Genomic DNA, 24,966 nt, shown 5'->3' with positions numbered 1-24,966 from the left:
CAAAGGGGAGCAAAAATGGCAAACTGCTGAGCAATTGTGGCAAAAAAATGGCAATTGCCTTTTTAAGCGTACTTAACTTAAAAATTTCGTTATAGTGCACAGCAGAGACGATAGGATAATGATTAAGATGAAAAAAATAGCCATCATTGAAGATGAACCCGCAATCCGCGAAAACTACATAGAAATGCTGAGCTTACAGGGCTATCAAGTAAGGGGCTTTGCAGATCGCGCCAGCGCAGAAGCTGAGTTTAAAAATGCCCTGCCCGATTTAGCCATTGTTGACATTGGCCTAGGCCATGAAATAGATGGTGGTTTTTTACTGTGCCAAACATTGCGATCACTTTCTAAAGCACTGCCTATTATTTTTTTAACCGCTCGCGATAGCGAAATAGATACTGTATGCGGCCTGCGCATGGGCGCCGACGACTATCTAACAAAAGACATAAGCTTGGCTCACTTAGCTGCACGTATTGGTGCGCTATTTCGCCGAATGGAAGCACTTGAACAACCTGCTGATGCAAACGCCCTCATAACACGTGGGCAGTTAACACTCGATACGCAACGTATGCAGGTATTTTGGCAGCAACAATTAGTTGATTTAACCGTAACTGAATTTTGGATGCTGCATTCACTCGCCCAGCGACCAGGGCATGTTAAAAGCCGTAACGACTTAATGAGCGATGCAAAAATTTATGTAGACGACAGCACTATTACCTCACACGTGAAACGTATTCGTAAAAAATTTATAGCACTCGATAGTACCTTTGATTGCATAGATACCGTGTATGGCATGGGCTACAGGTGGGAACAACACTAATGCTACGATTTGGTCTGCGCAGTAAATTTATATTACTTTCATGTTTTTTGTTTTTGCTACCGTGGCTTGGCTACGAGTACGTATGGGAAATGGAAAAGTTTTTACGCCAAGGCCAAGAAAAAACCCTCGTAGGCACCACTCGCGCACTTGCAACTGCATTACATGAGCGACCTGCATTATTTGACGAGCAAACTAATTTTTTAGACCAAGTAGTAAAAGGCCGCGATTTATACGCTTATAACCTTAAAAACCCTATTCAATTAGACGGTAAACTTAACGATTGGGACAGCTACCAACCGCTATTTTGGCATTACGACAAGCGCTACTTACGAAAAACAGATAACAAACATCAAGCCAGTGACTTATCGTTTGATCACATGGTGGGAAAATTTGATAACTACTTATATGCCGTATTTGAAGTAACCGACAATACCCTTATTTATCGCGCTAAAAATAGCTTGAGCATTACCAATAACGATTATTTACAAATTGGTCTAAAAACGCCTGACGGCCAGTTTAATACTTACATTATTGCGCCGCGCCAAGATGGCTGGGTTAATGCGTTTGATGCAAATACTAAAGCCCCATTTACGAAAATTCAGGGCTATTTTGAAAGTACCAAATCAGGTTATAACGTAGAGCTGCGCTTTCCTATTAACATGCTGGGCAACAAACTTGGCTTTGCCATTGTTGACATAGATAGTAAAGAGGCATTGTTAGAGCCTAAAATAATGTCGACCTCAAACTTAAATAACCCGAACGATTTGGGCTCAGTATTAGTCCCTTCCCCAGAAATTAGCCGTATTTTAAAAGGCATGGGTCACAGTGGTAGCCGCATTTGGGTGGTTGATAACCATCATCGTGTACTTGCACAATCGGGTACTATTCAAAATGCAGATGGCGTATGGGCTGACGGGCTTGCTAACCAAGCACCTAAAACTTGGTGGCAGCGCTTTGAGCAAAATTACTTACACCCAATTTATTATAAAATATTAACACGCCCCGAAAATGAGTTTTTAGATACCCTGCACGATGTAGCCTCTATGCAGGGCACACATTTAGCGAAAGCATTAAAAGGACAACCTGCATCGTCATGGCGCTTAACCCCCGACAGCAAAGCCGTTATTTTATCGGCCGCTTACCCTATTTGGATTCAAGACCAAGTAATTGGTGCGGTAATAGCAGAGGAAACCACTAACGGCGTACGTACGCTGCGTAATAAATCGCTCGAAAAACTATTCAATGTTATTTTAGCCGTGATGCTAATTGGTACTGTCACGCTATTCTTTTTTGCCTCGCGTATATCGAGCCGTATTAGACGACTGCGCGATACAGCTGAGCAAGCAATTGACTCACAAGGACGTGTTACCGGCAGTATTAATTACAGCGACGCTAACGATGAAATTGGCGATCTGTCTCGTAGTTTTTCAAACATTGTTAGTCGACTTGGTGGCTATACCGATTACTTAGAGAATATGTCGTCGCGATTATCACACGAGCTGCGTACACCTGTTGCCGTAGTGCGTTCATCGCTTGAGAACTTGCAAAGCTTGCCACAAAACGAGCTGAGTCAAAAATACCTCGATCGCGCTAGTGAAGGTGTTGAACGCTTAGGTAAAATAATAACTACTATGAGCGAAGCCACCCGCCTTGAACAAAGTATTCAAAGCAACGAGCCTGAGCCTTTTGATTTACAAAAAGTAATAAATGGTTGTATGCAAGGCTATCAGCTTACTTACCCAAACCAATTATTTTCGCTTGATGTATGCCAAAGCAAACTACCTATGCAAGGTGCGCCGGAGTTTATAGCTCAGCTACTTGATAAGCTAATTAATAACGCGATGGAGTTTAGTGAAGCCAATACGGCTATTAATGTAAGCCTCAAACAGAGCGAAAATAAAGCAACATTAACAGTCAGTAACACAGGTCCCACTTTACCCGAAGGATTAACTGAGCATATTTTTGATTCTATGGTGTCGGTACGTAGCCAGCAAATGCAGCAACAGCCACACTTGGGGTTAGGACTTTATATTGTAAGGTTGGTATGCGATTACCATAAAGGCAATGTAGCAGCGAAAAACAACGAACAAGCCGATGGTGTCGTATTTACCGTAACACTGCCGTTAGCTAACAGTTAGGGCTATATTTGTACCATTATATTTATAGCCACAGTATTATATGCAAATAGTAATTACGTAATAAATTAAATTCAGCCGTATATTCTTTGTTAAACTAATTTATTTTTTATTTACCTTAACCCTATATAAATTAACAACTATATTCTACTCGTCCCTCAAAACCTGCCGATTACAATTTAGTGCAACTTCAAATGTAACTATTCACTTTTTATTCAGTCAAACAGCCATACCCTAATATCATATTAAAGTATTGCATTTGAGGAATACCCATGAAGCCATCACTAGAGCGTGAAGAACTAGACTTTATTTTTGATTTATATAGGTCGTCTAAAAAGACTGAATCAGAGAGTGTAAAACCTAAAAGTACTAACTACAAAGAGCTAAGAAAGCACGACACGACTAAAAACCAAGGCGTATCGCACTACTTGGTTTAACGTTATAACAAATGAGACTTCTCGTGTTCTAAAAATGCTTTAATGCAGTTTATTTCTGCAAGTTTTACTTCTTCGCCTATTTCAGGGCCTTTTTTGCCATTTTTAAGTGCATTTTGCACTACCTGCTTTTTATCCATTTTTTGCAGCTCAGCATGGATTGCTCGCAGCTTAGCGGCTTGCGGATATGGCTTATCAACAAGTGTTTCACCACGCCCTTGTGCATCGCATTGGCACGCTTGAGTAAACGCTATAAAACGATTCGGATGTACCAACGCATTTAAGTTAGTCACTATTAGCTTGTGAATGGTTTGCGGCCTTAGTTGATCAACTGTATGGCAAAGGGTGTGATTATCACTAGTGAGTACACCAATATCACGAAAACGGTTAGGCACTTTTAAGCGCTCACAAAACGCCTCTATAACTGCAACACCTTCGCGTTCGTGCCCACGTAAATTTCCATACTTTTTAAAACTAAGTGCTTTACCAAAGTCATGAGTCAGGGCTGCAAAACGAGTTTCTAAGTTAAAATTTAAATCAGCTGCACGTCTAAGTACCAGCATAGTATGTACAAATACATCCCCTTCTGGATGATGGTTTGCTGGTTGCGGTACATTAGCCATACGCTCAAGCTCTGGAAAAACCCCCAAACCTTGCAATGCTTCAAAATAAAGCTCAGGGTGCTTTTCACCCAGTGCTTTTTCGGTTTCAAGCCACACGCGCTCAGCTACTAAATGATTTAGCTCACCTTTATTTTTAAGCTCGCGCATCAATGCATACGTACTTGGGTGAATACTCCACTGGCTGCCATAGCGCGCTAAAAAACGGGCAATACGCAGTACTCGAACAGGATCTTCTACAAATGCCTCAGTGGTGTGGCGCAGGATTTTATTTTGTAAGTCAGCTTGGCCGTTAAACGGGTCAATAATATCGCCGTTTTTATCAAGCGCCATTGAATTTATAGTTAAATCGCGCCTTGCTAAATCTTCTTCGAGCGTAACGGTTGGGCTGGCATCAACCACAAAGCCAGTATAGCCTTTGCCACTTTTACGCTCTGTACGCCCTAGTGCATATTCTTCTTTTGTTTTTGGGTGCAAGTAAACCGGAAAGTCGCTACCTATTGGTACAAAACCAAGTGACTCCATTGTGCCTGGTGTTTCACCAATCACTACATAGTCGTTATCTTTTGATTTTATATTTAGCAGTTTGTCGCGCACTGCACCCCCAACGAGGTAAACTTGTTTTAAGTTACTTTTCACTTTATTCCCAATAACACTTGCCCAATTGTTTGACGCTAATCATAACATTAATTAAAAAACTCTGCGGTGTTTGCCAAGCTTAAGTAAGCTCATTACAATGGCGCATTATTTTTAGCTACAGCCTCGTATTCAATGAAAAACCATTCATCAAAAAAAGAACTCATGTTACTGCCCATTTTATTAGTGGTTATTTTAATGTGTATAGCGGGTCACTTTTTACTACAAGCAAATTTTCAAGACAGTAATATGGTTGAATACATGTTGGCAGCACTGCCGTTTGCTATGTTTGGATTGGTTATTGTAGCGTTTAAGATGGCAGCGAAAAGCGAACGTGATGATAACGAAAAATAGTTAATAGCTACTTTTCGTTATTCTCTTATTAATTATTGATATGTTTTTTCTGCAATTGTTACTTTTTCTAGGTAACGTCGAGTCTCTTCTCTGGAGTGTTTAGTTGTTAATATGTAATAAAACTGACTAGCAGTCAGCTGATTTATTTGCGAAAAGGCAATATCCTTATCTTCATTAAATATTTTAAACACATTACCTGCACCACCATTATATGATGAGATCATTGCATAGTGCTGATTTTGATCGGCATTAATCTTATACAAGTAATTATTTTGTAAAATACTTAAATAAGCACTCCCTATATCAATATTATTTTCTGGTTTGAAAAGCACTTCTTTGCTCGGTTGCCCTGGCACTTTTTTAATTCTTTCATATACGTCTTTACCCGCCGTTGCAGGAATAATTTGCATTAAACCATACGCATTTGAAGAGCTTACTGCATAGGGATTAAAATGACTTTCGGTCTCAATAATGCCGTATATGAGTGATGCTGATATTTGATATTTTTTTGATGCAGCCAACACATACTCACTATATTTTTGCTTTCGTAGATGGGCATTTTGCTCTACTAGCTCAAAAGTAACCGAAGTAACTTGATGGCCATTGCTATAGTTAGTCTGCTTTTTATTATCAATTAAATAACGAGCAAATCGATTTGCTCGCCACTGATATTTAATGGGTAGCCCATCTTCGTCTAATACTTGCTGATATAAAAAAGGTTCGCCTTCTAAAATCGGATCTTCACTTGTAAAAATATCAGTTTTACCTGGGTCGCTCGAGGTTAATAGCGTGGTAACAATTGCTTGGTTTAATAGCACTTCTGTATTATTAGTCGCTATTGTTTCAACCTGAACAGTGCTGCTATCAAAATCAATTATGGCTCTAGCTTGATAATTATTGCTGTATTTTACGTATTTTCTTCGCGTGGGTTGTTGCGTATTTTGTGCCCCCCACTTCTTACTTACTATACTTTCTAAAGTTGCTAATAACTGACCCACGCTTCCAACTTGCTGCTTGATTGAGTAATGCGTTTTTTCAACTTGCTTTTTGATCGTTACAACATCGGTGGGATTATTTTTAATTTGATGGACGAGTATATTTAAATCTTTTACTGGTGCTAAGTGAGATACTGATTCACACCCACTCAATAGTACAATTAAGCTGCATAGCCCATATTTTTTCACGCATTTTCCCTAAATGAAACAAATTATAAAATGTGATAACCAAACCAATCTGGTTTTATTTGTTGGTTTTTTTCACTTTTAGTTAACTTTATTTTATAGGGGCTATCGAGTAAGTCAATTGCGAAACAATCGTCCACGTCGTGCAGATCGTCTTTATGAATATGGCTAAGGCCTGCGAGTAAATCATTTTTAGCGCGTTGCTTGGCCTCATTGCTACTGCTTGCAACATAAAGTGCAAAGTCGTGTTGCTCAGCCATAGAGTCACTTCTATAAGCCCCTAGGTTTACAAAATAGAGTTGCTTATTTTGCTCCACATAGCTATCAACCACTTCTACTTTAAACCCATCAATATGATTAATTGCCATGTAGCTATCCATATGAACACTGCTTTTATCGCCCACCCATTGGCTTTTTAACTTTGAGTAGGTTTGCTCAATATTCTCCCCTACTACAAAGCGGATATCGTGCATTTCAATGTGGCAGCCTTGAATTCGACCACCTAAGTACACCATAAATAACTGCATGCTTTTCCTTAACCTAAATTATCAACATCAATATTATGCTTTTTGATCAACTTATAAAAATCTGAGCGGTTACGCTTGGCAAGCTTAGCACCTTCGGCTACGTTACCGCCTGCCATTTTTAAAGTGTTAATAACATAGTCGCGCTCAAACTCTTTTTTAGCGTCGTTTAGTGATAATGGTTCTACGTTTGTTTCATTGCTATTTAGCGCAGCTAACACTAAGTGCTCTGAAATAACATCGCTAGGTGTTAATGCTACAACCTGCTCTACTACGTTTTGTAATTGGCGGATATTACCCGGCCAATCGTAACGTACTAGTGCATGCATAGCATCGCTTGCAAAGTGTTTTTCAGTTTGGTTCATCCGCTTAGCAATGCTTGCACTAAAATGTTGTGCTAATAAGCTTATATCTTCGCGGCGCTCACACAGTGGCGGTAATTTTAAATTAACGACGTTTAAGCGATAGTATAAATCTTCTCTGAACTGCTGATTTAAAATAGCTTCGGGTAGATTTTTATGTGTTGCCGATACAATACGTACATCTATTGCTATTTCTTCTTGAAAACCCACCGGACGAATCGTTTTTTCTTGTAATACGCGCAATAGCTTAACTTGTAAATTAAGTGGCATATCGCCTATTTCATCTAAAAATAACGTGCCACCCTCAGCTTGTTGAAACAACCCTTGGTGATCTTTAATTGCGCCTGTAAACGAGCCTTTCTTATGGCCAAATAATTCGGATTCTAAAAGTTCACCCGGTACAGCGCCACAGTTAATAGCAACAAAAGGGCCACCGCTTACATGACTATGTTGATGAATCGCCTGTGCGAGTAACTCTTTACCTGTACCACTAGCTCCCGAAATCAATACATTAACTTGCGTTGGCCCAAGTAGTTTTACTTGCTCTAACAAGTGCAGCATTGCGCCACTGCGCGTAACTATATTACTTTTAGGTGCAGCTTCATCAGCGTTAACACCGTGAATTTCAATTGCTTTAGCAAGGCTGTCAAATAGCTCATCTTTATCTACAGGTTTAGTTATAAATGCAAAAATGCCCTGTTTAGTCGCCTCTACCGCATCAGGAATTGAGCCGTGCGCCGTCATCATAATGACAGGTAATGCAGGATAGCGGCTTTGCAGCTGACGATGCAATGCCATGCCATCCATTTCATCCATACGTAAGTCGGTTATTACCGCGTCAAACACTTGGCTTTTAAGTATTTGTAGTGCGGCTAAGCCGCTTTCGCAGGTTGTTACTTCATATCCTTTTGATTCAATACGAATTGCGAGCAGTTTTAATAAGCTAGCGTCGTCGTCTACGAGTAATACTTTTGCACCTTGTACTTTAGTTGCTGCCATCGTTACTGCTCCTTCGTTTCTTCTCGTAGTAAAAGTTGCTGCTCAATCGTTGCTAACGATGAGAGGGTTTCTTGCATTTTATTATTAAGTGCTTGCTGCTCTTTTTTAGCATTTATTTGCATAGTCACTTGCTGCTTTTGAAGCCATAAATATTGCTTTATGTCATCAGGCCAAAAGTAAGCAAGATCGAGTTTTAGTAACTTAGTCATTACCGTATTTGGATCATCATTTATGTTTAAGCACATGAATTTAAAAAAGCGTTTAAGTTCGTTTTCGCCTGTAAAAACATCTTTGCTAGGTACCAATTTAAATCCGCCACACTGATTAGCGTGCCATGCAATAACTTGCTCTGCAGGAGGATAGCTTGGTTCAATTTTGGGTCTAGGTTTTGGACTAGGGTTACTGTTTTTGTCGTTCGTTTTTTTTGTATCAACCACAGATGCAGGTGTAATTGACACACGCTCTTCTTGCCCATTATTAATTTCACAGCCTGATATAATCATGCTGCTACTGAGCACACATAAAATAGCGATTAAACGCAAGCACATGTTAATTAACTCCTAGATTTTTTGTTATGGGAATTTTAATTGAAAATCGGCAACCATGTGGCTCGTTATGCTCAACACTAAGTGTACCTCTTAGCTGTTCAACAGACTCTTTTACAATAGTTAAACCTAGTCCACTGCCTTGCAGCGTAACATTTTTACTGTTTTTACCTTGATAAAATGCGCTGAAAATTTGAGTTTTTTCTTGATCTTTAATACCGCACCCTTTATCAAGCACAACGATACAAAACTGGTTTTCCTCAAGCGCTAAATTAATAGTAACGCTTTGCTTGTCCTCTGAAAATTTTAAGCCATTTGAAATAAGCTGAATTAAAATCATCTCAATAAGCTCACTAGGTAAAGCAAGCGGCTTATTAGGTACGGTATTTTGCCACTGCAGAACTTGTTGACGCGCACTTAAGCGATGCTCAAAATGGCTATTAATTTTATTAATAAGAAGACTAAATTCAACTTCGCTTAAGCTGTCTTTACTAGTGCGAATCGCATTATAACTCAGCAAACTGTCAATCATTGTACGAAGGCGCACCATAGATTGGCTAATGAGCTCAAGCACCGCTTTTTGCTCTGCTGTAATTGGGCCTACTATTTCATCAGTTAATAAGTCAGTGCCTTCAACCATTGACGCAAGCGGCGTTTTTAGCTCATGAGTTACATGGCGTAAAAAAGTGTCTTTCTGCTGCTCAAGCATATGAAGTTGCTCTTGTACCCATTGGAGTTTTTCTCCTAGCTCAACAAGCTCAGCTGAACCTTTCACGGATATTTTTTGCTGCCAATGCCCCTGCCCTAGCTTATCAATAACCGTAGTTAACCCTTTTAGTCGTCCACTTATGCGCCATAAAAAACCTCCCCCAACAATTAAAGTCAGTGGAATAAGTGCCACTAGCCAGTTTATAAATGATGCTTGCAGGCTTGTAAGTTCATTTTGGTTATTGGTAATTTGCGCTTCGTTTTTATCACGTAACCATAAAGTAAGCTCAGCAACTAAATCGCTCACTGGCACAAATAGCTCAGCTTGTTGTTGTTTTTGCTCAACGAGTTTTACATGCGCGGTTTGTAAGGTGGAATATAAGCGTTGCCATTGGTGAATATACTCTTTATTTGTGTTTACAAATTTGAGTTCATCAATACTTTGTAGGGATGATTGCCATTTATCGACAATGAGCTTATCAAGCGATTCACTTTTTAATACCCAGTTTTGCCTAGTGGCGCGCTCAAGGCTGTTGAGTTCTTGCTTTAAAGTATTAAAGGATTTGGTAACTTGGTAGTTGTTACTCACAATACTTTGAGTAACCGCTAATTGTTTATTAAGTGCATTTAAAAATACGATTACCACTATAGAAAGCGGAAGTAGCGAAAGCAGCATACTCATTGCAAATTGCCCAATTAAATTAGGCCGCCAGTTAAGCATTGCTTGGTATTTTTTAGCTATGGTTGCTGGCATTTCATTTAGTCCTTTTAAGTTAAGCGCTCTATTATTAAGTGCTTACCTTATACACTAGCTGAACCAGCAATTATATTTAATACGATTAAAAGCCAGTGCTATAAAACAATGTGTCGCCAAATAGAGACAGCTTAACCTATTGATTTTAAAGTTCTCTCTTCAACCTCACTAAATAGTGTTGCAAAAGGCGCACAAAAATTACAATAAACTCCGTAAAAATTTCTTACTCGCTTAACCTAGAAAAAATAACCAGTTGAAAAATAACAACAATTACTATTGGCACTATTTTTGTAATAGGAACAATAACTTCAATCAATAAGGAAATAATTATGAACAAACGCATTTTAATAATTTCATCATTACTGACTTTAGGCTTTTTAGGCACTAAGGCACAGGCTATGGACGTTCACGCAACTTTTAACGAACTTGATAAAGACGGTAACGGTACATTAAGTGAAGCTGAAGCAGGTGAAGATGCTGTTTTACATGAGAATTTCTCTCAAATTGATACTAATCAAGATGGGCAATTGTCGCTAAATGAATTCAAAAAATTTATTCAATAAACTCATCTAATAAGGAACGTGATTATGAAACAACTTATAGCCGCTTTTTCATTAATGTTTTTAACAATTAGTGCCACTGTAATTGCATCACCAACAAACGTGCGTTTTGCCCATTTAGATAAGGACATGGACGGACAAATAACACTTATTGAAGCAAAACAAGATAAACAAGTAGTGAGACAGTTTGCCGATTTAGATGAAGACGGTGACGAAAAAATTTCAAAGAAGGAGTTTGAGAGTTTTAAGCCATAACCAGCTTTAGTTAATTAAGCTTTGCTTAAGCTCGTTACAGGTAGAGTTGAATTAAAAGCATTTGCCATAATCCCTGAGGGAGTGTGTAAACGGATTTAATGTTGGGAGTTAAATTACGGCAAGTGCTTTTCCTTTTCACTTTATTTTAGTCATGAATTTTAAATACATCTTTTGGAAGGAACACCATGAAGATACTTACATTTGCATCAAGCCTACTTTTGATCTTTAGCTTCAATGCCGCAGCACTTGATGTAAAGCAACGCTTTGATCATCTTGATAGCAATAAAAGTGGCTACCTAACCCAAGATGAACTTGAACCCCAACCGCAACTTTTGAGCACGTTTGTGATGTGGGATAAAAATCAAGATAACCAAATTTCGTTAGTCGAATTTAAAAATTATCTAACCAATAACCTTTACTAAGTGATTTGTATGAAAAGTATTAGCTATTTAACGCTGCTGGCGTTTAGTATTTCTAGCTTTGCCGCAAGCAACGACATTGCAAAGCAATTTGAAAAGCTAGATAGAAACAAAGATGGTTTTTTATCTCGTTCAGAAACCGCTGTAGATCCTGCTTTATGGTCCCGGTTTTCAAGCTACGATCAAGACAAAGACAGCTGCCTTTCACTTAGCGAATACAGCACGTATGCAAGTAAGTAGTTTTCTAGCTAGATGAGAAAACACCTAGCCATACTACTTTATTGAATTTTTCTTATTTCAGTAGATACAATAGACTTTTCTCCAGTAACTAAAAATGCTTCACCAGCTGGACAATTTTTTAAATATTTTTTACCTACAGGTTTCGAGTCGAGAGTAAAATCCATTCTAATATGAGTAAGAACGGGTTGCTTAGTTGTATTTACGGCTGTAGGAAGCCAAGCCCATGTATTTAAAGATTGAGCTGCGGCTTTATCAAATAACCCTTTAGGATATGAAGAGAGCACTTTATATCCTTGCGCCTTACCCTCAGAATTAATGATAGTCACGAGCTCTACACAACCTGCTAAATTTTTTCTTGCAGCAGCTATAGGATATAGCGGTTCTGTTCTTGTGGAAATATTCCAATAGTCTTTCACTCTATCGCGCAGCTCAACACTTGATAAATCTATATAATCTATTTTTTCAACAGTTTTCTCTGTCGTAGATGTTACCCCACATGCCGCAAGTAATGAAATTAATGGGAGTAATAAATAGAGAGCTTTCATAGCGTTTCCTTATGCTTTATTGATTATTTAGCGTACTAAACAATCACATAAATTACCTATTTTGTAAACAGATAATATAGAGAAAAATCTTAAAATGAGGCCTATCAATTCATTGGTATTATAAAATCAAGTTTGTTAATGTGGGTAAACTAACAATAAAAAATAATGCCTTATGTTACTCAAAAAAATAGCTAAACCTCTTCTGCTTATGAGTATTTTGACAAGCTCAAACTCCGCTCTTGCACAAACAAAAGTAATTTATAACGCCAATGGTTATACCCCTTTATACAAAGGTGAAGTACAACAATTCTCTACTTTGGTTATAAAAGACGGGAAAGTTGTAAAGCTAGGGAATGAGAAGCTTAAAAATAGCTTTCCAGATGCAAAACTAATTAATGCTCACGGCAACACACTCCTCCCTGGTTTAATCGATGCTCATGGGCACGTTATTGGCCTTGGTGACAATTTATCGCAACTTGATGTACGCGGTGCAATATCGGTTGATGAGGTAACGAGTAAACTAAAGGTATTTGCCGATAACAAACAGGGTTGGATTATAGGGCGAGGTTGGAACCAAGAGCTTTGGGCTGATACACGCTTTCCTACAGCTAAAGATTTAGACAAAGTAGTTAGCGATCGACCTGTGGTGCTTTCTCGGGTTGATAGTCACGCTATCTGGGCTAACTCAAAAGCACTCGAACTTGCAGGCATTACCACCGAAACAACAGCGCCTGAAGGCGGTGAAATAATTAAAGACGAATTTGGCAATCCTACAGGCATTTTTGTAGATAAAGCAGAATCGCTAATTACCCAACATATGCCAGCCCCTTCAAAACAAGATATAAGTGGCTCATTAGATGCAGCAGGTAAGCACTTATTAAGTTTAGGCATTACCTCTACTCACGATGCAGGCATTGATAAAACAACGTGGGAGGTTTACAAAGAGCGCGGTGAGCTTGGTAATTTACCATTACGTATTGTGGCAATGCTAAGTGGTGCAAGTCCTGATTTAGATACGATGTTAAAAGCAGGTCGATACCATGGCAAAAACGACTTTATGGAAATTCGCAGTGTCAAAGTTTACGCCGATGGCGCACTGGGCTCTCGTGGAGCCGCGCTTATTGAAGAATATGCAGACAGACCTGGCCACAATGGTTTAATGCTTGAAACACAAGAAAAACTTGAAGCACTCTTTACACAAAGCTTTAAAAGCGGCTTTAGCGCAAATACCCATGCCATTGGTGATAAAGCAAATAAGGTAGTGCTCGATGCCTATCAAAATGTGTTTAAAAAAACGGGCGGAATATTACTACGTAACCGAATAGAGCATGCCCAAATTGTAACCCCTGAGGACATCCCTCGCTTTAAAGCGTTAAAAATAATCCCTTCAATGCAGCCAGTGCATGCCACCTCTGATATGCATATGGCAGAGCAGCGTTTAACTGAAAAACAATTAAGTGGGGCCTACGCTTGGCAAACATTTTTAAAGCAAGGGTCTGTTGTTGCAGCAGGGTCTGACTATCCTGTAGAGCTTGCAAATCCATTTGATGGTTTGTATTCAGCTATTACTCGCATGGACCATAACAAACGACCGGAAAACGGCTGGCGCGCAAGCGAAGTTTTAAACCGAGAAGACGCACTACGTGCATTTACTTTAGGCGGCGCTTATGCTGCTCATCAAGAGTTTAAAGTTGGCAGTTTGGAGCAAGGAAAATGGGCCGACTTTATTTTAATCGACAAAGACTACTTTAAAGTACCTGTTGATGAGATTTATAAAACGAATGTGTTACAAACATGGATAGCAGGAATAAAAAGGTACGACAAAGAAAAAAATATTATCGATAAATAAAGCGTACTAAGGTTAACGCAAGTTAACCTTTTTAGTTACAGCCTAGTGTTTTAGCTTTTAGGCGCTTCAACTTTTGGTTGGCGATATATTTTTATAATGTGATATAAATTTACGAGTGACAATAAGCCGTTGGTAAAAATCACAGGCACTGCACCAATGGCTACACCATAAGCTGTAAATACCATACAGCCAAACATATTGTACCAACGAAGTTTTACTACATCTGTCATTGTTAACGATGCAACCAATAAAGCTGATGCAATATAACCTAAATATTCCCAACTCAATTGTTCTCTCCAAGCCTTTAGGTTAGCATTACATGTACTGCTAAATTACAGCATTTATAAGTATTGCAAAGTTACGACAAAATAAAAAAGCTAACTTGCTTAAAAAACCTGAAAAAGTTTGCCGGAAAATACCAGCAACTTCTTAAATCATTACACGGGAAATGAAGGTAAAATAATACTCTTAGCAAAGCTAATAGTATTAGTAGCAAGTTAGCGTAAATTCTTAGTGTCTTAATGCTATCGTCATTAAGATGTAATAAATAGGACAAATGTCCGAAGAGCACATTGATGTTTCAATACCATTTTTCTAGTTACCTTGTTGATCAGCTTTTAACCTTTGCTGGTAGTAGCTATCAACAATCAAAAAAAGAAGTTCTGATCCATCAAGATCAGCCTTTAAGCAAGCTTGTTCTTGTACGCAGTGGCACTGTGTCGTTTAGCTACGACGTAGGTAATGGACGACGCCTGCTGTTAGGGCAATTGGATTGTAACAACACCCTCATTGGTGAAATAGAAGCGCTAAATAATAATCCGTGTATTTATACGGTAACGTGCTTTAGCGATGTAACTTATAATCTTATTGAATTGAGGCATTGGCGAGCTCTGTTGCTTGAAAAACCAGAACTGAGTTTATATACCGCACAAACTATTGCGGCTAAATTTCAGGAAAATCAAAAAATCAATTTAGATAAGCTACTACTACCACTGAGCTATAACATAGCTAAAGATTGCTTACTAAGGGCCGAGAACAACAATCCTACGCTACTTAGAGCTTACCCAACTGTAAATGCTGAGGCCGAACGCTTTGCTACCACTGAGCGAGCCTACAGACGTGTTGTTACAGAGCTTGTCGAAAAAGGCTTGGTACTTAGAAGTAACGATGGCTTACAAGCAGTCGATATACCAAAGCTAAGTGAGTACGTGGATAGCTTTGCTCAGCTTTAAATTAATTTCTTAATTAGTTTTAAACTAAGTTTAAAACACAAAAAAAGGCCTTTACGGCCTTTTTATTTATCTTGAATTTTGGTTAAGCAATTAACCCACCACCATTCAAGTTAGTTATATTTGTAAATTACTTTTCTAACAAAATATCGTGTATTTTCGCAAGATCAGATTTACCAGCAATAATTTCATCCGGTGTTAAACCCGATAGTTCATGCGGAAACACTAACCACTCTTCAGATTCATGAATATAATAATCTGGAACAGTATCTACTTTTGAGTTTTTTGGTTTGTAATAAGGACATGCAATACGAATATCACGTGGCAAGTTTAATCGCATAAGCTCAGAAAGCTTTTCTTTTAATGCAACAATACTACGGCCAGAGTCAAATACATCATCAACAATCAATAGCGAGTCGCCTGCATTTGCGTTCTCTACAATGTAATGCAAACCGTGTACTTTAATTTCTTTCGACTGCTTACCAATACCGTAATAAGACGATGTACGTACTGCAATGTGGTCAGTCTCAATGCCTTTGTAATCGTAATACTCTTGGACAGCAATACCGATCGGAGCACCACCTCGCCAAATACCAATAATAAAATCAGGACGAAAGCCATCTTGGTATACTTGTGCCGCTACGCGGAACGAATCTTCAAGCAGCTGTTGAGCTGTGATGTAGCACTTATCTGACATAATTAGAAACCCCAGTGGTGGATATAAGATTTGAGCGCAGCTTAGAGTTAAGCAAAAATTAAACTCAAACAGGTATTGGCGACGGATTTTACCGCAAATGAAATAAAATTGCTTGCCTGTAAATTAAAAAGTAGGCACCCAAGGATGCCTATTTTTAGTGTAAAAAGCGTAATTTAGTAAATACTATGCTTTTTCTTGTAGTGTACGAGCAACCGTACGTATGCCTTGAGTTGTTGCACCCGCTGCCCATTGGCTTGTACTGCCCATATTAAAAGCAGCAGCTAAATCTATGTGCACCCAGCCTTTGCCATCGTTTGGCACAAAGCGTGATAAAAAGCCGGCCGCATTCGATGCGCCGCCGTAACCGCCACCCTTTTGTGCTCGGCTATTTGCCGTATCAGCATAAGGCGATGGGCAGTTTTGTTGATGCCATTTTTCAAGAGGCAGTGGCCAAGCCGCTTCCATTTCTTGAGATGCAAAACTCTCAACTTCTCGTACAAGTTCTTTATCAAGAGCAAATAGTGCATTGTACTCTTGGCCAACAGCAACAAGTGCAGCGCCCGTTAACGTGGCGGCATCAATAATTAATGGTGCCCCTGTTTCTCCTGCTGCCATTAAGCCATCGGCAAGTACTAAGCGACCTTCAGCATCAGTGTTTACAATTTCAACTGTTGTACCATTTTTATAAGTAAGAATGTCACCCAATTTGTATGCATGACCTGAAATTAAGTTCTCAGCACAACATAAAAACAGCTTAATACGTTTTTCAATACCACGGTTAATAGCCAATGCTAAACCTGCTGTTACTGTTGCAGCCCCACCCATATCACACTTCATACCAAGCATACCTTCGCTTGATTTAATTGAGTAACCACCTGAGTCAAACGTAATACCTTTACCTACAAGGGCAGCACTTACTGGTGCATTTTCGTCGCCTGTTGGATTGTAATCAAGCTCAAGCAATACTGGTGGGCGAACACTACCGCGACCAACTGCATGAATACCAATCCACTGTTGTTCTAATAACGCATCACCTTTAATAATTTGGTAACTTACGTGTTCAGGCGCTAATGATTGAATAAACTCAGCTGCTTTTTCAGCTAGGCTTTCTGGGTAAATGTCATCGGCAGTACCGTTAACCATTTCACGTGCCCAAATTGCTGACGTTTTTAAGTGAGCAAGTTCTTTAATATCTGATTGTGCGTTATCAACAAACTCAACACCGTTTAACGATTTTGGTGTTACAAAGCCTTGGTAAAAAGCCCACTGGCTTTCTGTACACCAAGTATCACCTGCTAATTCAACATTTTTAACGCCTTGGCTTGCAATAGTACGACCTGCTTTTTGAACATTTTTTAATGTGTCTTGCTCAGATAAATGAACAGTTGCACCGCGCTCATTAAAAGACAATGACGCATTATCGCCCCAATGACTCGCTGCTGCTTGTTCGCTTAGTTGAACAACAAATTTTTCACTCATGTTAGAATTCCCTTGCACTTAAATGTGCCACCGAGTTTACTATAGAGCGCCTAAGTTCCCAACAGCTTAAGATAAATAACATAAATCACGCCACTCACTTTTGGAAGTTATTATGAAGTACAAGCCAGCACTGCAACCAGCCTTATTATTAAAGCGCTACAAACGCTTTTTAGCTGATTTACAATTAAGTGATGGCAGCGAGTTTACCGCCCACTGTGCAAATACAGGTAAAATGACAGGATGCGCTGAGCCAGGTTTTGCTGCTTTTTATTCAACGAGCAATAATGCAAAACGAAAATACCCGCATTCATTAGAGCTTACGCAAAATAATTTTTCGCAGCTTATTTGTGTAAATACAGCGGTGGCTAATAAAGTAGTCGAAGAAGCAATAAACAATAGTGTGATAAGCGAGCTACTCGACTACAGTCAATTGCAAAGCGAAGTGAAGTACGGCAGTGAAAACAGTCGTATCGACTTTTTACTAACAGACAAAAGTAAGCCTGATTGCTATGTAGAAGTTAAATCAGTCACATTATTAAGCGAAGACGCACCACAAAGTGGACAAGGCTACTTTCCTGATACGCAAACACTACGCGGACAAAAACATATTCGCGAACTAATAGAAATGATCGAACAAGGCCACCGAGCAGTATTACTCTTCGCTGTTTTGCACGAAGGAGTAAATACCGTGAGTCCAGCAGTACATATTGATAAAAAATACGCCACGTTATTAAGCCAAGCAATAATAGCCGGCGTTGAAGTATTAGCATACAAAGCCACTATTTCTGCTAATGAGATTTTACTTAATGAAAGAATCGCATTTATAGAATAGTGCAATAAACCAAGAGATTAAGCTAAGTGTAATCTACAAGGCAAGTAAAAATATAGAAAGTGATAAAAGTGAATTTTAACAATTAACTTGTTTTTAAAGTTTTTGCCCGCATAACAAGGCAAGTTTTAGAAAGCGAATATGTGAATTAATTAAAAGTGTAAATAAACTATTAATACGCCTTTTACTCAGTAATCATGGTTAAAGCTAATTCAATTAATTAAAAATAAATTTGCCTAGGGTATAAGATTCTGTTATTTATACCGCCGGCTAATGCTGAGGCATTAAATTAAGGATTTAGGAGAGAGTTATGCCAGACCAAAAGAAACATGGTTTATTGGCTCAAGCCGGTTTAGAACCATATCAAGAAAAACCAGGCGAAGAGTACATGAATGAAGCACAACGTGCTCATTTTAAAGCGATTTTAGAAGCTTGGCGTAATGATTTACGTAACGAAGTTGACCGTACTAAATCGCACATGCAAGACGAAGCTGCTAACTTTCCTGACCCAGTTGACCGCGCTGCACAAGAAGAAGAGTTCTCTCTAGAACTTCGTACTCGTGATCGCGAACGCAAATTAATTAAAAAAATTGAAAAAACCATTAATTTAATTAAAGAAGACGATTTCGGCTTTTGTGAATCTTGTGGAATAGAAATTGGCATACGCCGCTTAGAAGCGCGCCCAACTGCCGATCTGTGCGTAGATTGTAAAACACTTGCGGAAATCAAAGAAAAACAAGCTGGACGCGGTTAATTAACAAATACTAATTAACTATGTCTCCTACAGCCGTTACCACGCCTTTGCGTGACTATCGCGGTCGTTTTGCACCGTCTCCTTCAGGGCCACTTCATTTTGGCTCTCTTGTGGCGGCTGTGGGTAGCTACCTTGATGCAAAAGCTAATCAAGGAAAATGGTTAGTTCGAATAGAAGATATAGACACTACGCGCGTGATTAAAAACGCCGACTCAGATATTCTTAATACCTTACAAGCCTATGCCCTTTACTGGGATGAATCTATTATATATCAAACGCAGCGTCTGCCTTTATATCAGGATATTACCCATTCACTTTTAAAACAAAATCTTGTTTATGGATGTACTTGTACTCGCAAAAAAATAAAGGCTATTGGCGGGATTTATCAAGGGCATTGCAAAGCCCTTAATCATAACACTCAATCCAGCGCACTTCGTTTAGCTCAGCAGCATCCAACGACTCAGTTTAATGATTTAATTCAAGGTAATGTTGAAGTCGATAGTGCCCTTGCCCACGAAGATTACTTAATAAAACGTAGTGATGGCTTATTTGCATATCAACTTGTTGTGGTTGTAGACGATATTGATCAAGGCATAAATCGAATTGTCAGAGGAGCTGACTTAATTGAGCCAACCGCACGGCAAATTAGTCTGTTCAAACAACTCAATAGTCCTGTGCCTGAATTTGCTCATTTACCTTTAGCTGTGACCAAACCTGGTTTTAAACTGTCTAAACAAAATTATGCTCCGGCCATCAGCCAACAAAATCCAAAACCTGCTTTAGTTAGTGCATTTAAGTTTTTAGGATTGCCTGTTATAGCGGATTTAATTGATTTAAATATTGAACAATTAATCGATTGGGGTATTAAAAACTTTAGCCTAAAACAGGTACCACAAGCATCAGAAATACAAATATCTCAACATCCAACTAGCTAAGCCATCTAATTTACTCATTTAAGTAAATAAAAATCATTAAAAAAGGCTTAATTTCAACACATCAACTTAATTTTTAAACCCTGCTGGTATATGATAGCCGCCTAAATATATGCTATTTACGTAAATCAGCTTGTACTGGGTTATACCCCCTATGTGCTGTAACTTTTGATTGCAATAGTGAGTCAATCAACACCTTCTAGGAGACAGACTATTATTTCCAAGCTTTTTCAATTTTGCCGACAAATAATCGGCACAAATACCAGTGCACAAAGCGCCTCAGTAAGCAGTGAACCTATTGTTGTCACTCGTGGTGAGCATGGTATTTCACGCAAACAATTTAGCCCAAATGCAATCAAAGTGCTGTACCGTTTAAAAGACGGTGGTTACGATGCCTACCTAGTTGGTGGTTGTATTCGCGATATATTGTTAGGCCAACAACCTAAAGATTTTGATGTAGTAACTAATGCGACACCAGATCAAGTAAAAAAGCTATTTAGAAATTGTCGCCTTATAGGCCGTCGCTTTCGTCTAGCGCACATTGTGTTTGGTCGTGAAATTATTGAAGTAGCCACTATGCGAGGTCATCACGAAGCACAAGAAGATAAAAACCAAATAAGCCAATCGAGTGATGAAGGGCAATTACTTCGTGATAACGTATTTGGCAGCATTGAAGAAGATGCAGAGCGTCGTGACTTTTCAATCAATGCACTTTATTACTCAATCAAAGATTTTAGTATTCACGATTACGCCAACGGCTTAGCTGCTATTAAGGCGAAACAAATTGAGTTAATTGGGGATCCTGAAACGCGTTACCGCGAAGACCCTGTTCGTATGTTACGTGCAGTACGTTTTGCCACTAAACTTGATATGGCTATTGCACCAAACAGTGAAAAACCTATAGCTGATTTAGCAAACTTACTTGATAACATTCCACCTGCACGTTTGTTTGAAGAAACTCTTAAACTGTTTTTAAACGGTAAAGCCGAAGCTAACTTTTTAATGCTGCGTAAATACAGTTTATTTAAATCACTATTTCCTGAACTTGATAAAATATTAGATAGAAGCCCTAATGGGCTTGAGAGTACATTTGTTCAGAAAATGTTTCAAAATACGGATAAGCGTATTAATGCAGATAAAAAAGTAACACCAGCATTTGTGTTTGCTGCATTACTTTGGTTCCCGCTACTTGAACGTACTAAAAAGATTCAAAACCAAGAGCAACTCTCTGAGTACGATGCTTTTGCACAAGCAATGAATAAAGTATTGAGTGATAACTCACAACATATTGCAGTTCCTAAGCGTTTTACTTTAGGCGCTCGCGATATTTGGCATATTCAACATCGCTTGGATAAACGCGCAGGCCAACGTGCTTACAGGCTAACGCAACAGCCTCGTTTTAAGGCCGCTTACGACTTTTTATTATTACGCGTAGATGCAGGTGAAACTCAGCATACAGAGCTTGCTCAGTGGTGGACACAATACTTAAGCAAAGATATAAATGGCCAAAAAGAAATGGTTAAAAATTTAGGTCATCAAGGTGGTCCCAAACCGCGAAGACGCCGCCGTCCCACTAAAAAGCCAACTGAGTAATAGTATGCATTGTGTTTATTTGGGTTTAGGTGCCAACCTAAACTCACCAAAAGAGCAGCTTGATAATGCGGTGGTCGCGCTTAAGAAGCTGCCTAATTGTGAATTTATAAACGTATCGCATTACTATGCAAGTAAGCCTATGGGCCCACAAGATCAACCGGACTATATCAATGCAGTAGCGTGTATTAAAACGACCCTTGAGCCAGAGCAGTTTCTTGATTTAACACAAAATATTGAGCTTGAGCATGGGCGAGTAAGAAAAGCTGAGCGTTGGGGTCCACGCACACTTGATATCGATACCTTGTTATTTGGTGATAAAATTATAAATACCGCGCGTTTAACCGTGCCTCATTATGGTTTGACTGATCGCGAGTTTGTGGTTTATCCACTGCTAGAGCTTGCACCTGAACTTATTTTACCTAGCGGCATTGCATTAAAAACGATTGCAAATAATTTACCGCTCAACGACTTACAACAATTACCTCTGTAATTAACCTAGGCTTTTGCCTACGAGGATATTATGTCTAAAATAACCGTTTCTACTTTAAATAAAATGAAAGCAGAAAATAACAAAATTACTGCATTAACAGCCTACGACGCTAGTTTTGCAAAGTTATTTCATGATAACGGCGTTGAAGTTATTTTAGTGGGCGACTCTTTAGGTATGGTGCTACAAGGTGGCAATGACACCCTTGGCGTAACTAACCAAGATATTGCATATCATACCCGCTGTGTACGCGCTGGTAGCCGTGAATTATTTGTAATTGCTGACTTACCTTTTATGACCTACTCAAGCGTTAATGATACCTGTAAAAATGCAGCTGAGCTTATGCGCGCTGGCGCAAACATGATTAAGCTTGAAGGCGGAGAATGGCTTTACGAGAGCATTAAAATGCTTACTCAACAAGGTATACCAGTTTGCGGACATTTAGGGCTCACACCGCAATCTGTTCATGTATTTGGTGGCTTTAAAATACAAGGTCGCGAAGAAGATAAAGCACAAAAAATGATTGATGACGCGAAAGCACTTGAAGCTGCTGGCGCGCAATTATTAGTACTTGAATGTATTCCAAGTGCATTGGCAAAACGCATTACAGACGCACTTAGCATTCCAACTATTGGTATTGGTGCTGGCAGTTTAACTGACGGCCAAATACTAGTAATGCATGACCTTGTTGGTATTTCGGCAGGTTACATTCCTAAATTTTCTAAAAACTTTTTGCTCGAAACAGGCAATATGCCTGCAGCCGTTCAAAAGTATTGTACAGACGTTAAAAATGGCGCATTTCCAAGCGCTGAACACGAGTTTAAATAATGCAGTCAATTACTGAAATCAAATCGTTACGTAGTCAAATTAAAGCATGGCGACAAGCGGGTCTTAGCGTGGCACTTGTGCCAACGATGGGCAACTTGCACCGTGGGCATTTTTCGCTAGTAGAAAAAGCAAAAAACTTAGCCGACAAAGTCGTTGTGAGTATTTTTGTAAACCCAATGCAATTTGGTGAAAACGAAGATTTAGATAACTATCCTCGTACATTAAGCGAAGATAAACAAGGCCTTGCAGAACTAGGCACTGATATTGTATTTACCCCAAGCGTAGAGACAATTTATCCAAATGGACTTGGCGCACAAAGCTTTGTTGATGTGCCTGATATTTCATTAGGTTACTGTGGTGGCTCACGCCCTGGTCACTTTAGAGGCGTTGCCACGGTAGTTACAAAATTATTTAACCTTGTACAACCAGATTACGCCTGCTTTGGTGAAAAAGATTTTCAGCAACTGCAAGTAATTAAAACCATGGCGTGCGACCTATCAATTCCGGTCGAAATTATTGGTGTACCTACAATGCGAGATGTTTCTGGCCTTGCTATGAGCTCGCGTAATGGTTACTTATCTGATGAACAAAAAGCGACTGCAACCGTATTATTTAAAGCACTTAATACATGCGCTGAGCAACTTAAAAATGGCGAAAAAGACTTCGTAAAACTTGAAAGCTCAGCTAAACAGAGCTTAGAGCAAGCTGGCCTAAAGCCAGACTATTTTGAGATTGCTCAACGAGATACATTAAAAACTGCTACAATCGAAGATACTCAATTTGTTATTTTAGCCGCAGCCTATTTTGGTGGTGTTAGATTGATCGACAATATTCAAGTCGAAATTTAATATTATTGCGACTCCATTTTAAGGATAAGAAGCATGCACACTTTAATAAAAACAAGCGTAGTCGCCCTTACTTTTTCACTATTAGCAGGTTGTCAAAACCAAGTAGAAAACCCTGAAATGAATCAGTGTGCTCAACAAAACTACCAGTGTGAAAGTAGTTGTGAACAGCAAACAACTGCTGAGGGCTTAAAGCAACAAGTATGCTCTGCAAAATGTGTTGAGAGCTATAATCAATGTAAAGCACAAGCCGAAAAATTAGGTAATATTTAATTCCTTAAAGTTTTTAGTTTTAGGCACAAAAAAACCGCTCAATGAGCGGTTTTTTATTGCTTATAGTTTATTAATTTAAACCAAGCTTCTTAAGTTCGGTTTCTACTAACTTTGCAGAAAGCGGTACATAACCATCTTTTTCTACAATTTGCTGACCATCTTTTGAAAGTACCATTTTTAAGAACTGCGCTTCCATTGGAGACAACGGCTTATTTGGGTGTTTATTCACATAAAGATATAAAAAGCGAGATAACGGATACTTACCTTGCGCAACGTTATCAAGTGTTGCATCAACAAAGTTATCGCCTTTTTTAGCTAGCGGCACCGTGCGTACACCCGATGTTTTATAACCGATACCAGAGTAACCAATTGCATTTAACGAAGATGAAATTGACTGTACTACTGATGCAGAACCCGGTTGCTCATTTACGTTATTACGGAAATCACCTTTACAAAGTGCTTTCTTTTTAAAGTAACCATACGTACCTGATACTGAGTTGCGTCCGTAAAGTTGCACGTCTTTAGCTGCCCAATCACCTGTTAGACCAACATCGCTCCAACGATTAACTTGCTCTGGTGCGCCACATTTACGAGTAGATGAAAAGATAGCATCTACTTGATCAATACGAAGGCCTTCAATTGGGTTATCTTTATGTACAAATACAGCAAGTGCATCAATAGCTACGCGAACTTCTGTTGGCTTGTAACCGTAACGTTTTTCAAACGCTTCAATTTCTTTAGATTTCATTTTACGGCTCATTGGGCCCAGGTTAGCTGTTCCTTCGGTGAGTGCCGGTGGAGCAGTAGAAGAACCTGCTGCTTGAATTTGAATATTTACATTTGGGTAAATACGTTTGTACTCTTCAGCCCAAAACGTCATCATGTTGGCTAAAGTGTCAGAACCTACTGATGAAAAGTTACCTGAAACGCCACTAATTTTTTGATACTCAGGGATATTTTGATCTAGAGCAACTGCTTGTGTAGATACGAAAGTTGTAACAGCCACACCCATTGCGGCAACTAAGTTTTTAAATTTCATGTAGAGTTCTCCGGTTTGTTCGTTCCATTTTCTAACTGCTGCCC

At 39.1% G+C, this 24,966-nt stretch carries 29 protein-coding genes; 18 read left to right on the top strand and 11 right to left on the bottom strand.

What is annotated here, in order from left to right:
• The first annotated feature begins 127 nt into the window (after window positions 1–127).
• The 3 genes from pdsR (at window position 128) to V6260_RS05295 (ending at window position 3,389) form a co-directional block, all read left to right on the top strand.
• On the top strand, window positions 128–817 hold the full coding sequence (gene pdsR / locus V6260_RS05305; protein ID WP_341593015.1) for a proteobacterial dedicated sortase system response regulator: 690 nt from the start codon (window positions 128–130) through the stop codon (window positions 815–817).
• On the top strand, window positions 817–2,955 hold the full coding sequence (gene pdsS / locus V6260_RS05300) for a proteobacterial dedicated sortase system histidine kinase (RefSeq protein ID WP_341593014.1): 2,139 nt from the start codon (window positions 817–819) through the stop codon (window positions 2,953–2,955). Before pdsR ends, pdsS begins: the two co-directional genes overlap by 1 nt.
• A 269-nt stretch (window positions 2,956–3,224) precedes the next feature.
• A complete protein-coding gene (locus tag V6260_RS05295; protein WP_341593013.1) occupies window positions 3,225–3,389 on the top strand; it encodes a hypothetical protein in 165 nt (54 codons plus the stop codon).
• 2 nt (window positions 3,390–3,391) lie between these two features.
• Here V6260_RS05295 and V6260_RS05290 read toward each other — a convergent pair whose 3' ends face one another.
• Window positions 3,392–4,645, bottom strand: coding sequence for a multifunctional CCA addition/repair protein (locus tag V6260_RS05290; RefSeq protein WP_341593012.1), 1,254 nt, complete (start codon window positions 4,643–4,645; stop codon window positions 3,392–3,394).
• Between the two features lie 132 nt (window positions 4,646–4,777).
• Between V6260_RS05290 and V6260_RS05285 the strand changes: the two genes are divergently transcribed.
• Window positions 4,778–4,996 (top strand): hypothetical protein, encoded by a 219-nt coding sequence (locus V6260_RS05285; protein ID WP_341593011.1) that lies wholly within the window; start codon window positions 4,778–4,780, stop codon window positions 4,994–4,996.
• Between the two features lie 32 nt (window positions 4,997–5,028).
• Here V6260_RS05285 and V6260_RS05280 read toward each other — a convergent pair whose 3' ends face one another.
• Genes V6260_RS05280 through V6260_RS05260 form a run of 5 tightly spaced genes read right to left on the bottom strand, consistent with a single transcriptional unit; the run spans window position 5,029 to window position 10,069 of the window.
• Window positions 5,029–6,180 (bottom strand): murein transglycosylase domain-containing protein, encoded by a 1,152-nt coding sequence (locus V6260_RS05280; RefSeq protein ID WP_341593010.1) that lies wholly within the window; start codon window positions 6,178–6,180, stop codon window positions 5,029–5,031.
• A 23-nt stretch (window positions 6,181–6,203) separates the two neighbouring features.
• Window positions 6,204–6,704 (bottom strand): DUF1543 domain-containing protein, encoded by a 501-nt coding sequence (locus V6260_RS05275; protein WP_341593009.1) that lies wholly within the window; start codon window positions 6,702–6,704, stop codon window positions 6,204–6,206.
• 8 nt (window positions 6,705–6,712) lie between these two features.
• A complete protein-coding gene (locus V6260_RS05270) occupies window positions 6,713–8,062 on the bottom strand; it encodes a sigma 54-interacting transcriptional regulator (RefSeq protein WP_341593008.1) in 1,350 nt (449 codons plus the stop codon).
• Window positions 8,063–8,064: 2 nt separating this feature from the next.
• Window positions 8,065–8,610, bottom strand: a complete 546-nt coding sequence (locus V6260_RS05265) for a hypothetical protein (RefSeq protein WP_341593007.1) — start codon at window positions 8,608–8,610, stop codon at window positions 8,065–8,067.
• A 1-nt stretch (window position 8,611) separates the two neighbouring features.
• Window positions 8,612–10,069 carry a HAMP domain-containing sensor histidine kinase gene (locus V6260_RS05260; protein WP_341593006.1) on the bottom strand — a complete coding sequence of 486 codons (1,458 nt, stop codon included), beginning with the start codon at window positions 10,067–10,069 and terminating at the stop codon, window positions 8,612–8,614.
• Window positions 10,070–10,398: 329 nt separating this feature from the next.
• On the opposite strand from V6260_RS05260, the gene V6260_RS05255 reads away from it, so the two are divergent.
• From V6260_RS05255 to V6260_RS05240, 4 genes are all read left to right on the top strand, one after another.
• On the top strand, window positions 10,399–10,632 hold the full coding sequence (locus tag V6260_RS05255) for an EF-hand domain-containing protein (protein WP_341593005.1): 234 nt from the start codon (window positions 10,399–10,401) through the stop codon (window positions 10,630–10,632).
• Window positions 10,633–10,656: 24 nt separating this feature from the next.
• The gene (locus V6260_RS05250) at window positions 10,657–10,884 is read left to right on the top strand and encodes a hypothetical protein (protein ID WP_341593004.1); all 228 of its coding nucleotides are present in this window, start codon (window positions 10,657–10,659) and stop codon (window positions 10,882–10,884) included.
• Window positions 10,885–11,069: 185 nt separating this feature from the next.
• The gene (locus tag V6260_RS05245; protein WP_341593003.1) at window positions 11,070–11,306 is read left to right on the top strand and encodes an EF-hand domain-containing protein; all 237 of its coding nucleotides are present in this window, start codon (window positions 11,070–11,072) and stop codon (window positions 11,304–11,306) included.
• Between the two features lie 9 nt (window positions 11,307–11,315).
• Window positions 11,316–11,543: an EF-hand domain-containing protein gene (locus tag V6260_RS05240; RefSeq protein ID WP_341593002.1), complete on the top strand. Its 228-nt coding sequence runs from the start codon at window positions 11,316–11,318 to the stop codon at window positions 11,541–11,543.
• A gap of 38 nt (window positions 11,544–11,581) precedes the next feature.
• Here the strand turns inward: V6260_RS05240 and V6260_RS05235 are convergent, their stop codons facing one another.
• Window positions 11,582–12,088, bottom strand: a complete 507-nt coding sequence (locus V6260_RS05235) for an energy transducer TonB (protein WP_341593001.1) — start codon at window positions 12,086–12,088, stop codon at window positions 11,582–11,584.
• Window positions 12,089–12,260: 172 nt separating this feature from the next.
• On the opposite strand from V6260_RS05235, the gene V6260_RS05230 reads away from it, so the two are divergent.
• On the top strand, window positions 12,261–13,937 hold the full coding sequence (locus tag V6260_RS05230; RefSeq protein ID WP_341593000.1) for an amidohydrolase: 1,677 nt from the start codon (window positions 12,261–12,263) through the stop codon (window positions 13,935–13,937).
• Between the two features lie 50 nt (window positions 13,938–13,987).
• On the opposite strand, the gene V6260_RS05225 is transcribed toward V6260_RS05230, so the two are convergent.
• Window positions 13,988–14,224 (bottom strand): uroporphyrinogen decarboxylase, encoded by a 237-nt coding sequence (locus V6260_RS05225; RefSeq protein ID WP_341592999.1) that lies wholly within the window; start codon window positions 14,222–14,224, stop codon window positions 13,988–13,990.
• Window positions 14,225–14,512: 288 nt separating this feature from the next.
• On the opposite strand from V6260_RS05225, the gene V6260_RS05220 reads away from it, so the two are divergent.
• Window positions 14,513–15,169, top strand: a complete 657-nt coding sequence (locus V6260_RS05220; protein WP_002962665.1) for a Crp/Fnr family transcriptional regulator — start codon at window positions 14,513–14,515, stop codon at window positions 15,167–15,169.
• A 127-nt stretch (window positions 15,170–15,296) separates the two neighbouring features.
• Here the strand turns inward: V6260_RS05220 and V6260_RS05215 are convergent, their stop codons facing one another.
• Together V6260_RS05215 and pepB are read right to left on the bottom strand one after the other, a co-directional pair.
• A complete protein-coding gene (locus V6260_RS05215) occupies window positions 15,297–15,863 on the bottom strand; it encodes a phosphoribosyltransferase (RefSeq protein WP_007377478.1) in 567 nt (188 codons plus the stop codon).
• Window positions 15,864–16,046: 183 nt separating this feature from the next.
• Entirely contained in the window at window positions 16,047–17,342 is a 1,296-nt protein-coding gene (gene pepB, locus V6260_RS05210; protein WP_341592998.1) for an aminopeptidase PepB, read from the bottom strand.
• A gap of 112 nt (window positions 17,343–17,454) precedes the next feature.
• Here pepB and sfsA point away from each other — a divergent pair, with 112 nt between their 5' ends.
• The 8 genes from sfsA to V6260_RS05170 all read left to right on the top strand — a co-directional run bounded on the left by sfsA (window position 17,455) and on the right by V6260_RS05170 (window position 23,883).
• Window positions 17,455–18,174: a DNA/RNA nuclease SfsA gene (sfsA, locus tag V6260_RS05205; protein WP_341592997.1), complete on the top strand. Its 720-nt coding sequence runs from the start codon at window positions 17,455–17,457 to the stop codon at window positions 18,172–18,174.
• Window positions 18,175–18,481: 307 nt separating this feature from the next.
• On the top strand, window positions 18,482–18,925 hold the full coding sequence (dksA, locus tag V6260_RS05200; RefSeq protein WP_341592996.1) for an RNA polymerase-binding protein DksA: 444 nt from the start codon (window positions 18,482–18,484) through the stop codon (window positions 18,923–18,925).
• Window positions 18,926–18,945: 20 nt separating this feature from the next.
• Window positions 18,946–19,860: a tRNA glutamyl-Q(34) synthetase GluQRS gene (gene gluQRS, locus V6260_RS05195; protein WP_341592995.1), complete on the top strand. Its 915-nt coding sequence runs from the start codon at window positions 18,946–18,948 to the stop codon at window positions 19,858–19,860.
• 174 nt (window positions 19,861–20,034) lie between these two features.
• Window positions 20,035–21,450: a polynucleotide adenylyltransferase PcnB gene (gene pcnB, locus V6260_RS05190; RefSeq protein ID WP_341593075.1), complete on the top strand. Its 1,416-nt coding sequence runs from the start codon at window positions 20,035–20,037 to the stop codon at window positions 21,448–21,450.
• Window positions 21,451–21,454: 4 nt separating this feature from the next.
• A complete protein-coding gene (gene folK / locus V6260_RS05185; RefSeq protein WP_341592994.1) occupies window positions 21,455–21,940 on the top strand; it encodes a 2-amino-4-hydroxy-6-hydroxymethyldihydropteridine diphosphokinase in 486 nt (161 codons plus the stop codon).
• Window positions 21,941–21,970: 30 nt separating this feature from the next.
• Window positions 21,971–22,765 carry a 3-methyl-2-oxobutanoate hydroxymethyltransferase gene (panB, locus tag V6260_RS05180; protein WP_341592993.1) on the top strand — a complete coding sequence of 265 codons (795 nt, stop codon included), beginning with the start codon at window positions 21,971–21,973 and terminating at the stop codon, window positions 22,763–22,765.
• On the top strand, window positions 22,765–23,613 hold the full coding sequence (gene panC, locus V6260_RS05175) for a pantoate--beta-alanine ligase (protein ID WP_341592992.1): 849 nt from the start codon (window positions 22,765–22,767) through the stop codon (window positions 23,611–23,613). The genes panB and panC overlap by 1 nt, the downstream gene beginning before the upstream one ends.
• A gap of 33 nt (window positions 23,614–23,646) precedes the next feature.
• Window positions 23,647–23,883, top strand: coding sequence for a hypothetical protein (locus tag V6260_RS05170; protein ID WP_341592991.1), 237 nt, complete (start codon window positions 23,647–23,649; stop codon window positions 23,881–23,883).
• 70 nt (window positions 23,884–23,953) lie between these two features.
• Here V6260_RS05170 and V6260_RS05165 read toward each other — a convergent pair whose 3' ends face one another.
• A complete protein-coding gene (locus V6260_RS05165; protein WP_341592990.1) occupies window positions 23,954–24,922 on the bottom strand; it encodes a phosphate ABC transporter substrate-binding protein PstS family protein in 969 nt (322 codons plus the stop codon).
• Between the last annotated feature and the right edge of the window lie 44 nt (window positions 24,923–24,966).

Origin of the sequence: Pseudoalteromonas aliena (genome assembly GCF_038155085.1) — a bacterium.
Lineage (GTDB): Bacteria > Pseudomonadota > Gammaproteobacteria > Enterobacterales > Alteromonadaceae > Pseudoalteromonas > Pseudoalteromonas aliena_A.
The sequence above is the reverse complement of the archived record's forward strand: the minus strand, read 5'-3'. Positions and strand labels throughout refer to the sequence as shown.